The sequence below is a fragment of the Streptococcus sanguinis genome, from assembly GCF_019929225.1.
GTDB classification, from domain to species: domain Bacteria; phylum Bacillota; class Bacilli; order Lactobacillales; family Streptococcaceae; genus Streptococcus; species Streptococcus sanguinis_J.
Genome location: NZ_JAHZPA010000001.1, coordinates 841,445 through 854,436, shown reverse-complemented (window position 1 = coordinate 854,436; position 12,992 = coordinate 841,445). Strand labels below are relative to the sequence as shown.

General features: G+C 40.8%; 13 protein-coding genes. All 13 read left to right on the top strand.

Annotated features, from left to right (window positions below; genetic code table 11):
- Positions 1–64 precede the first annotated feature (64 nt).
- The 13 genes from K1I80_RS04220 to K1I80_RS04160 all read left to right on the top strand — a co-directional run bounded on the left by K1I80_RS04220 (position 65) and on the right by K1I80_RS04160 (position 12,864).
- Complete coding sequence (locus K1I80_RS04220) at positions 65–505, top strand: hypothetical protein (protein WP_223313120.1); 441 nt, start codon at positions 65–67, stop codon at positions 503–505.
- A 139-nt stretch (positions 506–644) separates the two neighbouring features.
- A complete protein-coding gene (locus tag K1I80_RS04215; RefSeq protein WP_002909948.1) occupies positions 645–1,079 on the top strand; it encodes a hypothetical protein in 435 nt (144 codons plus the stop codon).
- Positions 1,072–2,787 carry a cutinase family protein gene (locus tag K1I80_RS04210; RefSeq protein ID WP_032905769.1) on the top strand — a complete coding sequence of 572 codons (1,716 nt, stop codon included), beginning with the start codon at positions 1,072–1,074 and terminating at the stop codon, positions 2,785–2,787. Before K1I80_RS04215 ends, K1I80_RS04210 begins: the two co-directional genes overlap by 8 nt.
- On the top strand, positions 2,768–3,082 hold the full coding sequence (locus K1I80_RS04205; RefSeq protein WP_009660286.1) for a hypothetical protein: 315 nt from the start codon (positions 2,768–2,770) through the stop codon (positions 3,080–3,082). The genes K1I80_RS04210 and K1I80_RS04205 overlap by 20 nt, the downstream gene beginning before the upstream one ends.
- Before the next feature lie 11 nt (positions 3,083–3,093).
- Positions 3,094–3,405 (top strand): hypothetical protein, encoded by a 312-nt coding sequence (locus K1I80_RS04200; protein WP_009660319.1) that lies wholly within the window; start codon positions 3,094–3,096, stop codon positions 3,403–3,405.
- A 519-nt stretch (positions 3,406–3,924) separates the two neighbouring features.
- Complete coding sequence (locus K1I80_RS04195; protein ID WP_032905798.1) at positions 3,925–5,493, top strand: 2-isopropylmalate synthase; 1,569 nt, start codon at positions 3,925–3,927, stop codon at positions 5,491–5,493.
- 12 nt (positions 5,494–5,505) lie between these two features.
- Positions 5,506–6,543 carry a 3-isopropylmalate dehydrogenase gene (leuB, locus tag K1I80_RS04190; protein WP_223312785.1) on the top strand — a complete coding sequence of 346 codons (1,038 nt, stop codon included), beginning with the start codon at positions 5,506–5,508 and terminating at the stop codon, positions 6,541–6,543.
- On the top strand, positions 6,540–6,806 hold the full coding sequence (locus K1I80_RS04185; RefSeq protein ID WP_223312786.1) for a DUF1294 domain-containing protein: 267 nt from the start codon (positions 6,540–6,542) through the stop codon (positions 6,804–6,806). The genes leuB and K1I80_RS04185 overlap by 4 nt, the downstream gene beginning before the upstream one ends.
- A 1-nt stretch (position 6,807) precedes the next feature.
- Positions 6,808–8,190 (top strand): 3-isopropylmalate dehydratase large subunit, encoded by a 1,383-nt coding sequence (leuC, locus tag K1I80_RS04180; RefSeq protein ID WP_223312787.1) that lies wholly within the window; start codon positions 6,808–6,810, stop codon positions 8,188–8,190.
- Between the two features lie 9 nt (positions 8,191–8,199).
- Entirely contained in the window at positions 8,200–8,790 is a 591-nt protein-coding gene (gene leuD, locus K1I80_RS04175) for a 3-isopropylmalate dehydratase small subunit (RefSeq protein WP_125401552.1), read from the top strand.
- A gap of 99 nt (positions 8,791–8,889) precedes the next feature.
- Complete coding sequence (locus K1I80_RS04170; protein ID WP_037618002.1) at positions 8,890–9,669, top strand: L-threonylcarbamoyladenylate synthase; 780 nt, start codon at positions 8,890–8,892, stop codon at positions 9,667–9,669.
- Between the two features lie 200 nt (positions 9,670–9,869).
- A complete protein-coding gene (locus K1I80_RS04165) occupies positions 9,870–11,600 on the top strand; it encodes an McrB family protein (RefSeq protein WP_223312788.1) in 1,731 nt (576 codons plus the stop codon).
- Entirely contained in the window at positions 11,563–12,864 is a 1,302-nt protein-coding gene (locus K1I80_RS04160) for an McrC family protein (RefSeq protein WP_223312789.1), read from the top strand. Before K1I80_RS04165 ends, K1I80_RS04160 begins: the two co-directional genes overlap by 38 nt.
- Positions 12,865–12,992 lie beyond the last annotated feature (128 nt).

The following is a 12,992-nucleotide window of genomic DNA, read 5'->3' as shown; positions in this document are numbered from 1 at the left end:
TGAAGTGACTTAAGAAGTGATATTGTGAAATTCATAGAAAGTAGTAGAAATATAAGAGAAAATGATGAAAAAAAGCAAAATAGCTACTCTATCAATCGTAGCGCTAACCGTTACTCTGATTATTGGAGGAACGATTCTGACAGCTCAAAACAAAAGTTTATTCACAGATGGAATTTTCGATTTAAGAAGTCCAAGAGAGAAACAACTAGCTTATTTGAAGGAGCATAAAAAAGAAATAGAAGATTTTGTGAAGTCTTTAAATCCTAAAGTGGAGTCTGTTCAAATTGCTTGGGAAGAAACACGTTGGGAAGAAATAGGAAATGGAACACCGCAGGGTGAAGGTAATGTTATTCGAGTTTTTGGTGGTTTTAATCATATCAAAGATTCAAGTTGGAGTGTTTTGGTTTACATAAAAGATGGAAAGAACAATAAAGAAGATTTTATTGAAGGAATTGGAAGTGGGAGTCCGCTTCGTGTAGGAGGAAGAGGATTTGGCGAAGAGTAATTTAAAAAACTTTCATAATTTCTACGCAAATTTAGCGCAGTTTGTAAATTTCATATTTTACGGAATACTTTTCAAAATTATTTTTTAATGCATTCATGATATAATAATAGTAACTTCTCTTTACTTTGGAGGATAAATAATGAAAAAAAATAGATTAGCTATTCTTGCGATAGCAACCACTCTAGTCATAGGAGGGACGATTATGACAGTTCAAAACAAAAGTTTATTCACAGATGAGACTTTCGATTTGAGAAGTCCAAAAGAGAAACAGCTAGCTTATTTAAAAAAGCATGAAGAAGAAATGGCTGAATTTGTTAAATCCAGAAATCCTAAAGTTAAAAGTGTTCAGTTTGACTGGGGTAGTTTGACAATTGAGGATATAGGTAACGGAACTCCTCAAGGTGGGGGGAATATACTAACTTTAAGCGGAAGAATTAATAATATTGAAGATTCTGAATTTACTCTGGGTTTCCCGCTAGAACATAATAGAAACAGTATTCCTGATATTAAGAGAATTTCTGAAATGCAACCGATAAGAGTCTTGAAAGGCAATGTATGGGATATTTATGAGTAATAGTAATTTAAAAACTTTTGATAATTTTTATGGAGATTTAGCGCAGTCGGCTTATACTGGTCGTCCTAATAATTTTCCACCTAAAAATAACTCAACCAAAGTAAAAGTATTTGATTTCTCAAAAGAAGTAATTTATGATGAAGAAATCACCCCTGGAGGTAAGAATCTTCCTTATGATGGCAGGGTCTATTTACAACCTGATTCTGATTTGCACGATGTCAATAAAATTACCACCGTACCAGTACCTGATACGAACGGTATGAGACGTGAGCCACGTATTGTAGACAGCTATCAAAAGGGGTTAATGACTGACGAAAAAGCGGGCTTTAATTCTTATTTTTTAACGGATACGCCGACGTTGGGAAAAGATACCAAGAAAACTTATATGGCTATTCGAGGTAGCGATGGTTTTAACTTAGATAAGATACTTGAGCGGGGCATCAAAGCACTAAATTTGAATGATTGGATAGATAATGACGCTCAGTTTGCGTTTAATCACATCCATATTCCACAAGCTCCTTTGGCAACCGAGGCCATGAAAACTCGTATCCAAGAAATGAGAGAGAAAGCGCCTAATGCAACAATGGATCTTTCAGCACATTCGCTAGGGACCATGGTGACGGTTCAAGGAATAGCTGGATTGAGCAGTAATGATTTAGATAAGATTGGAAGAGTGGTCCTCTTTGATGGTCCGGATACTACCAAAAGCCTTTTAAAAATGGGATTAACTCCCGATCAAATCAAAGCCATAGGTAAAAAAATTGAATATTATGTCAATCCCTTTGACATGGTGAGTATGCTTAATAGAGAATATACAATTGCTCATTTACCTGAGGACGGTGAGCAATATCATGTAAGAGGTGAAGGTGGACCTGTTGGTAAAGTTAATATTGTGGTTCCCTTATACTATACCCAGAGTTTCGATTCTGAGAGTGCCCATGATTTTGGTGTTTTTCAGGGAGACGGTAAAGGTTCTTTTTTGACCGCTTCTGCTGATTATCATCCAGAACTGCTGAGAGCGGGTGAAAAGCTAGCTCGTCTAATTGCTAAAACTCTGGATGCTCTTCGAAAACTGGGAGTTGATGAAGAAACCGCTTCAAATATATTCAATTCTCTAATGAAAGGAGATCTTCCTGATAGGGCTGTTTTGGGGTATGCCTTCTATCATCAATTTGAGACAGAATACAAGGAAATTATTAGGGTTGCTCGCTTGGAATCTATGGCTTGGGATCGTGAAGCTATTACTCGCTATCAGGAACAGTTGGGAAATGGCAATCTTACAGGAGAAGATAGAATTTTGGTTCGTGCTCGTCTCCTTCAGACTGCAGCACAGCTGGCTATCTTTGAAATGGAAGATAAAGTTAAGCATGTCCAAACCTTATTGTCGGATGCCAAAGAATTTGTCCAAAATACAGTAAAGGATACGAGTACAGAGGCGATGGGAATGGTGACCTATCTGAGTGGTACAGAGGTAGCGAGTTTATTGGCTGATTTTAATGTTTCTCGTTTTTGGGATGATACGATTGAAAGCAACACAGAGACATCTGCAAAAGGCTTTATGACAGAGATTGAACAGTTGGGAATGACTTTGGTTAGAGCTAGTGGAGATTTTGCAGCAGTCGATACTCAGCAAGCTGAGGATTTCAATAATCTCTTGGCAGATGTAAAAGGAACATGGAGGGGTAAGAATGGTTCTGATAGTAAATGATGATGCCCTCATAACTAAAGCGGAGTTGGCAAAACAGTTTAAAGAAAAGATGAAAGAGCAGGAGCGGCAAGCTATCAAGGCTTTGATAGCAGCCAAAGAGCAGCTTATTCTTGCTAAAGGAGCGGAGTTAGCAACTCAGCTACAGGCGGCGGCTTTGGATATGAAAAATTATGCTTCTACTAACTATGTTAAAAACATTCAGGGTGGATTTGAAGGTAAGGCAGCGCAAGCTGCTGAAACTCATCTAACTCAGACGATGCAGATGCCTTCTTTGGATAGCCCGATTAAGGGTTAGGAGGTGAGGCAATGCTGAATAAAAAGAAGCTTCAGGAACTGGAAGATGAACATGCTCTAAAAATGCGTGAGTTTGATCGAGCAGAGACAGACTTAGATACATACTACTATAAGTTTGACAGAGAGACGAACAAACTCTTAGATGCGATTTCTTATGCATGTAGAGAGGTTCCTTTGACAGCGGTTCAACCTTATATTTTTCAAATAGAGGATAATCTGGATCAATACCATCAGCAATACAAAAGGCGCATAGACGATGTTCTAGAAGCTCGCTATCAGGAGAACAGACGCTTTCAGAATAAGCTGGATGAAGTGAGTAAATGAATCAAAATACTAAGAAAATTGGAAGAAGTGAGACTTACCCTGCTTCTTTTTCTTTCTCTTATTTTTGCTAATCTCCTCAAAAATAATCCAGCATATTAAAAATTTTCAGAAAATATCGACTTTTTCTTGACAGGTTTATGATACTGTGTTAAAATACTAAACAATAAGAAACCATCTCAAAAAGGAGTTAGTCAAACATGAAGTCAACCCAATCTTCAAACTTTGCTTTGTTGTTGCGTTACTCGGGCTAGTGCAAAAGCATTAGTCCTGTTTGGCTTACCAAGCGGGAGTAAATCAACATCTCGCTTGTTCCTCAAGTGAGATGTTTTTTATTTCACCTATCTTACCTCAAGCTCTGATGAGGAAGAAATGGTTTCTAAAGGAGCGACGGGAGTGGGAATGCATCTTGATTTTTCTGAAATCAATTTGTCTCATACCGTCTCAGTCATTGAACACGACCTAGAAGTTGGGGAAGAGTTTTTCCTAAATGGTCTATGTATCTTAGAAAAGGAGTTGTCTATGACACGCAAAGTTGAGTTTTTTGATACCAGCCTCCGGGATGGCGAGCAGACACCAGGAGTGAATTTCTCTATCAAGGAAAAGGTGGCTATTGCCAAGCAGTTAGAGAAGTGGGGGATTTCAGTCATTGAAGCCGGTTTCCCTGCTGCGAGTCCAGATTCTTTTGCGGCGGTGCAGGAGATTGCTAAAGTCATCACTAAAGCTTCCGTCACTGGTCTGGCGCGTTCGGTTAAATCTGACATTGATGCCTGCTACGAGGCGCTCAAGGATGCCAAGCATCCACAGATTCATGTCTTCATTGCGACCAGTCCTATTCACAGAGAGTTCAAGCTGAAAAAGTCCAAGGAAGAGATTTTAGAAGCTGTGAAAGAGCATGTCTCCTACGCGCGCTCCAAGTTCGATATAGTCGAGTTTTCACCAGAGGATGCAACAAGAACAGAGCTAGATTTCCTTTTTCAGGTGGTACAAACAGCGGTTGATGCAGGTGCGACTTATATCAATATTCCAGATACAGTCGGCTTTACTACTCCGGAAGAGTTTGCAAATATTTTCGACTACCTAGTGGCAAATGTGACTTCTGATCATAAGGTGGTATTTGGTGTTCATTGTCATGATGACCTTGGTATGGCAACAGCCAATACTTTGACGGCTATCAAGCACGGTGCTGGTCGTGTTCAGGGAACTATCAATGGAATCGGTGAGCGGGCTGGAAATGTAGCATTGGAAGAAGTAGCAGTTGCCTTAGAAATTCGTCAGGACTACTATCAGGTTGAGTCGGATGTCGTCCTTAATGAAACTATTAACACTTCTGAGCTGGTATCCCGCTTCTCAGGTATTCCAGTGCCTAAGAACAAGGCAGTCGTTGGTGGCAATGCCTTCTCTCATGAGTCCGGTATCCATCAGGATGGCGTTCTTAAGAATCCACTGACCTATGAAATCATCACACCTGAGCTGGTTGGAGTCAAGAGCAATTCACTACCGCTTGGCAAGCTGTCTGGCCGCCATGCCTTTGTCGAAAAACTCAAAGAATTGGCTCTGGACTTTGCAGAATCTGAAATTAATGATCTCTTTGCTAAGTTTAAGGTCTTGGCTGATAAGAAAAATGAAGTCACAGACGCTGACATTCGGGCTCTGATTGCCGGAACGACTGTCGAAAATCCTGAAGGCTTCCACTTTGATGATCTGCAGTTGACGACCAATGACGACCATACCATCACAGCGGATGTGCAGCTGGTTAATGGTGACGGCGAGACGGTTAGCTGTGTGGCAGAAGGTAAAGGAAGCGTTGAAGCTATCTTTAATGCCATTGACCAATTCTTTAACCAGTCTGTTCAGCTTTTATCTTATAACATCGAGGCGGTGACGGATGGTATTGACTCTCAGGCTCGCGTCTTGGTAGCTGTTGAAAATACGGATACAGATACAATTTTCAACTCCTCTGGTATTGACTTTGATGTTCTTAAGGCCAGCGCCATTGCCTATATCCATGCCAACACCTTTGTGCAAAAGGAAAATGCGGGTGAAATCGGCCACCAGGTATCCTACCGCGATCTGCCTGCAAGTAATTAGAAGGAAGCGACTATGACAAAAGAAATTGTAGCTCTGGCGGGTGACGGTATCGGTCCAGAAATCATGGAAGCTGGTCTCCAAGTACTGGCTGCTGTTGCGGACAAGTTCGGTTTTGCTTATCATATCACGGAGAAAGCTTTTGGGGGTGCTGGTATTGATGCGGAAGGTCATCCTCTCCCTCAGTCAACTCTAGAAGCGGCCAAGGAGGCGGATGCTATTCTCCTAGCAGCTATCGGCAGTCCCCAGTATGATAATGCCCCAGTTCGACCGGAGCAAGGATTGCTTGCTCTGCGGAAGGAGCTTGAACTCTATGCCAATATCCGTCCAGTTAAGATTTTCGATGCTCTTAAGCATTTGTCGCCTTTGAAAGCTGAAAGAATTGCTGGTGTGGATTTCGTGGTCGTGCGTGAGCTGACTGGTGGGATTTACTTTGGCGAGCATATTTTGGAGGACAGATCTGCGCGTGATATCAATGACTACAGCTACGAAGAGGTGGAGCGAATTGTCCGTAAGGCTTTTGACATTGCGCGTGGTCGCAGAAAGCGCGTGACCAGTATTGATAAGCAAAATGTACTAGCAACATCCAAACTCTGGCGCAGAGTAGCAGATGAGGTGGCCAAGGATTATCCAGATGTGACCTTGGAGCACCAGCTGGTGGACAGCGCTGCGATGCTCATGATTACCAATCCTGCTAAGTTTGATGTTGTGGTAACGGAAAATCTCTTTGGGGATATTCTATCTGACGAGTCCAGTGTCCTATCAGGGACGCTGGGAGTTATGCCATCAGCTAGTCATTCGGCTACTGGACCAAGTCTTTATGAGCCTATTCACGGCTCGGCTCCAGATATTGCAGGGCAAGGCATTGCCAACCCTATCAGTATGATCCTTTCTGTAGCCATGATGCTGCGGGATAGTTTTGCAGAGCTTGAAGCTGCAGAGGCGATTGAAGCAGCAGTGGAGAAGACTTTGGCTAAAGGGATTTTAACGCGAGATCTTGGCGGTCAGTCGACAATAGCTCAAACGACGGAGGCCATTATCAATAACTTATGAAATGGATACTAACAGGTATTTGCCTGCTATGGAACCTTGTCGTTTTCCTGCTTTATGGCTGGGATAAGCGAAAGGCTAAGAAAAATCACTACCGCATTCCAGAGAAGACTTTGCTGATGTCAGCATTGGCAGCCGGAGGTTTGGGCGCTTTATTAGGTGGTCGACTCTTTCACCACAAGACCAGAAAATGCTATTTCTGGCTGGCTTGGATTTGCGGAATAATAGTGGAAATCGGAATTTTATATTACATATGGAGAAGCTAGTATGGCTGGAAAATCGATTTTTGATAAGCTGTGGGAAAGGCATCTGATAACAGGCGAAGAAGGCCAGCCCCAGCTTATGTATGTGGATCAGCATTATATTCATGAAGTAACCAGCCCTCAGGCTTTTCAAGGTCTTCGAGATGCAGGACGCAAAGTTAGACGGCCGGATTTGACCTTTGGAACCTTTGATCATAATGTTCCTACGGTCAATATTTATGATATCCGGGATGTGATTTCCAAGGCTCAGATTGATAAACTTTCTGAGAATGTCAAGGATTTTGGCATCGAGCATGCGGCTCATGGATCGGAACTGCAAGGTATTGTCCATATGGTTGGACCGGAAACGGGCAAGACACAGCCAGGCAAATTCATCGTCTGTGGTGACAGTCACACGGCCACTCACGGAGCTTTTGGAGCTATTGCTTTTGGAATCGGTACTTCAGAGGTAGAGCACGTCTTTGCCACGCAGACCATTTGGCAAGTCAAGCCTAAGAAAATGCTGGTCAAATTTACTGGGGTGCCACCTAAAGGTGTCTATTCCAAGGACTTTATCCTCGCTCTGATTGCCCGATATGGTGTGGCCGCTGGTGTTGGTCATGTGGTCGAGTATGCTGGTGATGCGATTGATCATCTGACCATGGAAGAGCGCATGACCATCTGCAATATGTCCATTGAGTTTGGCTCTAAGATGGGCATTATGAACCCCGACCAGAAGACTTATGATTATGTTCAAGGGCGGCCGGGCGCTCCAAAGGACTTTGAGGCGGCGGTAGCCGATTGGAAGACTCTGGTCAGTGATCCTGATGCTGTCTATGATAAGGTCATTGAGATTGATGTCTCCCAGCTTGCACCTATGGTGACTTGGGGAACCAATCCTTCTATGGGAGTAGAGTTCGGTGCGGCTTTCCCAGAAATCCGCGATATGAACGACGAGCGGGCTTACAATTACATGGACCTCTCACCGGGTAAGAAAGCAGAAGATATTGAGCTGGGTTATATCTTTATCGGCTCCTGTACCAATGCCAGACTCAGCGATTTGCAGCTGGCAGCTAAGTTTGTCGCGGGCAAGCATATTGCTCCCAATCTAACAGCTATCGTCGTACCAGGCTCTCGTCCGGTCAAGCGGGCTGCTGAAAAGATGGGACTGGATAAAATTTTCATGGATGCGGGATTTGAGTGGCGCGATCCGGGTTGTTCCATGTGCCTGGGAATGAATCCAGACAAGGTGCCAGATGGAGTTCACTGTGCTTCTACTAGTAATCGGAACTTTGAGGATCGTCAGGGATTTGGTGCTAAAACCCATCTTTGCAGTCCTGCCATGGCAGCAGCGGCAGCTATTGCCGGGCACTTCGTAGATGTCCGCCAACTACCGGAGGTCCAGTAAGGAAGTTTTATGGAAAAATTTACAATCTACACGGGGACAACAGTCCCCCTCATGAACGATAATATCGACACGGACCAAATTTTACCCAAGCAGTTTCTCAAGTTGATTGATAAAAAAGGCTTTGGTAAGTACCTTATGTACGCATGGCGCTATCTAGACAATCAGTACACCGAAGATCCTGATTTCGTCTTTAACAGACCTGAGTATCGCAAGGCGACTATTCTGATTACTGGGGACAATTTCGGAGCGGGTTCCTCTCGCGAGCACGCTGCCTGGGCCTTGTCTGACTATGGCTTCAAGGTAGTCATTGCTGGATCTTTTGGCGATATTCACTACAATAACGAGCTTAACAACGGTATGCTGCCTATCGTCCAGCCGCTCGAAGTACGGCAAGCCTTAGCTAATCTGAAGCCGACGGATGAAGTAACAGTGGATTTGGAGCAGCAGAAGATTTTTTCACCGGTGGGGGAATTCTCCTTTGACATTGATGGAGAATGGAAGCACAAGCTACTCAACGGTTTGGATGACATCGGCATTACGCTACAGTATGAGGATTTGATTGCAGAATATGAAAAAAATCGTCCATCTTATTGGCAGTAACCTCATTTTTGCTATATTGAGAAAATTCTGAAAAAACCTTGTCTCCGATAAAAATATATGGTAAAATAAATCTTAATTTAATAGAAAAGGAAGAAACTTATGACAAAACACATTCAATGGAACGGACAGCTTTCACAAGAAGGTTATGACATCCTGAAAGGCGATGGCGGCTGTATCGTTTGCCCGACCAAGGTGGGTTACATCATCATGACCAGCGATAAGGCTGGCTTGGAGCGTAAGTTCGAAGCTAAGGCTCGTAACCGTAATAAGCCAGGTGTTGTTCTCTGTGGCAGTATGGATGAGCTCCGTGCTTTGGCTCAGCTAAATCCGGAAATTGAAGCTTTTTATCAAAAGCATTGGGATGAAGACATCCTCTTGGGCTGTATCCTTCCATGGAAGCCAGAAGCTTTTGAAAAGCTCAAAGCCTATGGCGACGGTCGGGAAGAGCTGATGACTGATGTTCGTGGCACTAGCTGTTTTGTTATTAAGTTTGGTAAGGCGGGTGAGCAGCTGGCAGCTAAGCTTTGGGAAGAAGGCAAGATGGTCTATGCATCCTCAGCCAACCCATCCGGTAAAGGAAACCGCGGCAAGGTCGAAGGAATTGGCGAACGCATCGAAAACGCAGTTGACTTAGTCATTGAAGCAGATGACTATGTAGCCTCTATCCAGCCAGACAAGACCATTGAAACTCGCTATGAGCAAGGTGTTATGGTCTCCATGGTAGACAAGGATGGAAAACTGATTCCAGAACAAGGTGGGCAACGTTCCATCTCACCAGCACCAGTGGTCATCCGAAAAGGATTGGACATCGACAAAATCATGATGCACCTGTCCGATACCTTTAACTCATGGGATTACCGTCAGGGCGAATATTACTAAGATAAAAAAATAAGCTCAGTGTGTGGGGGGGATATTTCCTCTTTACACTGGGCTTTTTTGTTTATAATTTCTTTTATTTTTCCTATAATTATGCTATGATAGAAAATGATATATTAACAGATTACAAACCTATTTAAGTTATACTCATAAAATAATTTTAAAAGACAGTAATAGGTTATAAAATTGGAGGTGTTTTATTAATGAATAATAAAAACTTTTATTTTGTTGGTACAAAATTTGGAAATGATGATTATCTTGAGTATTTTAATAAAGAAGGGAAGTGGGAACTAGGATGGCATAATGATGAAGAAAATAAACAGTATCAAAAAATGTTAAAATTATTCAATAAAATAAAACAAGGAGATATCTTATTTGCCAAGTCTTCATATACAAAAAAGCATAATCTACCTTTCTTAAAGAAAAGTGAAATGAAAGTCTCTGTTATGAAAATTCGTGGTAGGGGTATTGTAAAAGAGATTCTAAATGATGGGCATACAATAATTGTTGATTGGGAACAAGGCTATTTAGAACGGGAATGGTATTTCTTAACTAGCCAAGAAACAATCTGGTGTCCCTTAGATAATAATTATCGAAAGAAAGAAGCAAATCAGTTAATTGATTTTGCTCTGAGTGATGACATTAAAGAGCAAGATTATAATTATTTCTTAAATCATCTTGATTGGAAAAGGTATAAAGTGGAAAACGATGTAAACAGTGAACAGAAAGGGGACTCGATGAAATATGCTAACGTATTAAAACAATCCAAAAACCTCATCCTCCGTGGTGCGCCTGGTACTGGGAAGACTTATCTTGCTAGACAAATTGCAAGCGAATTGACTGGAGGAAATGAGGAACAAATCGATTTTGTTCAATTCCATCCCTCTTATGACTATACAGATTTTGTAGAGGGTTTGCGGCCGCTTCCAAGTGATGATGGGCAGATTAGCTTCGGCTTACAGGATGGAATTTTTAAGAAATTTTGCGAAAGAGCTAAATTAGCGCAAAAGACAGGCGGTCAAGATAATTTTGAGGAAGCCTGGGAATCTTATTTGGAGTTTATAAATACCACTGAAGAGAAGGAGTATTTAACAAAGACATCTTACTTGTCAGTTAATAGCAGGCAAAATTTATCTGTCAATTATGATAGTGGAGCATCTGGATGGACATTGCCTCGACATTATGTTTATGAATTATATAAAAATAAGAATTATGATAAACAAAGATATTATAAGGGTGGCGGGGAAACGGTTCTAAAAGTCTTGAAAGAAAGGTTTGCATTAAAAACTTATAAAGAAGCAGCTGAAATATCAAGTATTAAAAACTTCGTCTTCATCATCGATGAAATCAATCGTGGTGAGATTTCTAAGATTTTTGGGGAACTTTTTTTCTCCATTGATCCGGGCTATCGTGGTAAGGATGGAGAGGTTTCGACCCAATATGCTAATTTACATGAAACTAATGAGAAGTTTTATATTCCTGAAAATGTCTATATCATCGGAACAATGAATGATATTGACCGCTCGGTAGATACCTTTGATTTTGCCATGCGCCGTCGTTTCCGTTTTGTAGAAATCACGGCTGAAAGTCAGCTGGGAATGCTTGATAAACTTCTTGGAGATGGAGCAGATGAAGCGAAAATACGTCTAAGAAACTTGAATGCTGCTATAGAAAATGTAGAAGAGCTCAATAGTCATTACCATGTTGGACCAAGTTATTTCCTTAAATTGCAGGAAGTAGACTTTGACTATGAATTGCTCTGGTCTGATTATATTAAGCCGCTCCTAGAGGACTACTTGCGAGGTTCTTATGAAGAGGTTGAAACTTTGGAAACTTTGAAAAAGGCATTTGATAAGACAAGTAACGAGCGAACCAATAAGTCAATAACTGGTGACAATGAAAGCGATGGAAATGACGATACGGATAACAGATAATCAGCAACTTATAAAAAAAGAGGATTTTGTTGAAATCTACCCAAAAATTAGTCAAGTACTTTTAGATAGAACTTTAGAAAGTCTTTCTCAAGAGGATGGTATTTTCATTTTTCCAAATGACTTGAAAAATACTTCTGACTTGGACAAGGATCATAAAATTTTTGAAACTGTAAATCAGAACATTAAGACAGGAAATGTGATTGGTTTTCTGGGTTACGGTCAGGAAAGATTAACGATTTCCTCTCGTTTTTCAAATGCTAATAACGACTATTTTTTACATTATCTCTTACAAAAGGTCCTAAATATCAATCTCACTAATTTGGATGTTGGTTTATCTAGCGAAGATAAACTCTATCAACTATTGGTTTACCTCTTTCCAAAATATCTGCAAGTGGCTTTGAGAAAAGGGATTTATAAGGAATACCAGAGGTTTTTCCATAATGATAGCCATGTAAAGGGAGCGATTGATGTAGGAAATCATCTTAAGAAAAATGTTCCATTTATAGGAAATATTCCCTACACTACTAGAGAGTTTGCTTATGATAATCCACTTATGCAGTTGATTCGGCATACGATTGAGTACATTAAGAATCAAAAAAGTTTTAGAGCACTACTCGATAGTAATCGTGAAACTATAGCTGAAATTAATCGTGTAACCCCTTCTTATAAACTAGCTAATCGTGTTAAGATTATCAGACTAAATCAAACTAAACCCGTCCGCCATGCCTATTTTCGAGAATATAGAAAATTACAGGAACTCTGTCTGTTGATTCTAAGTAGAGAAAAGCACGGTTTAGGACTTCAAGAGCAAAAAATACACGGTGTTCTCTTTGATGTTGCTTGGCTTTGGGAAGAGTATGTCCAGACATTATTGCCAGAAGGTTTTATTCATCCACGAAATAAAGAAAAGACGGAAGGGATTTCTGTATTTAGCAGTCATATTCGAAAGGTTTATCCAGACTTCTATCATAAAGATTTAAAAATCGTACTAGATGCTAAATATAAAAAGCTAGAATTTACTGATAAAGGAATCAATCGTGAGGATTTATATCAACTGATTTCCTATGCATACATTTTAGAAGCTAAAACAGCCGGTCTTATTTTTCCAAGCGTGGAGAAGGTTGTTGATAACGACATAGGTACATTAGCAGGTTACGGGGCACTCTTGAAAAAGTGGTCCATTCTTATTCCTCAAGAAGCTGAAAGTTATGACCATTTTGTTCAACAGATACATCAATCGGAAAAAATAAATTTTAGATTTTAAAGCAGGTTGAACCTGCTTTTTTCTTTACCCCAGTCTAAAACTATTTCCAAATCGAATAAAACTCTTGACAGATGTAATGTCTGGTGTTACAATTAATAAAAAACAATTCGATATAGAAACAAATTGGG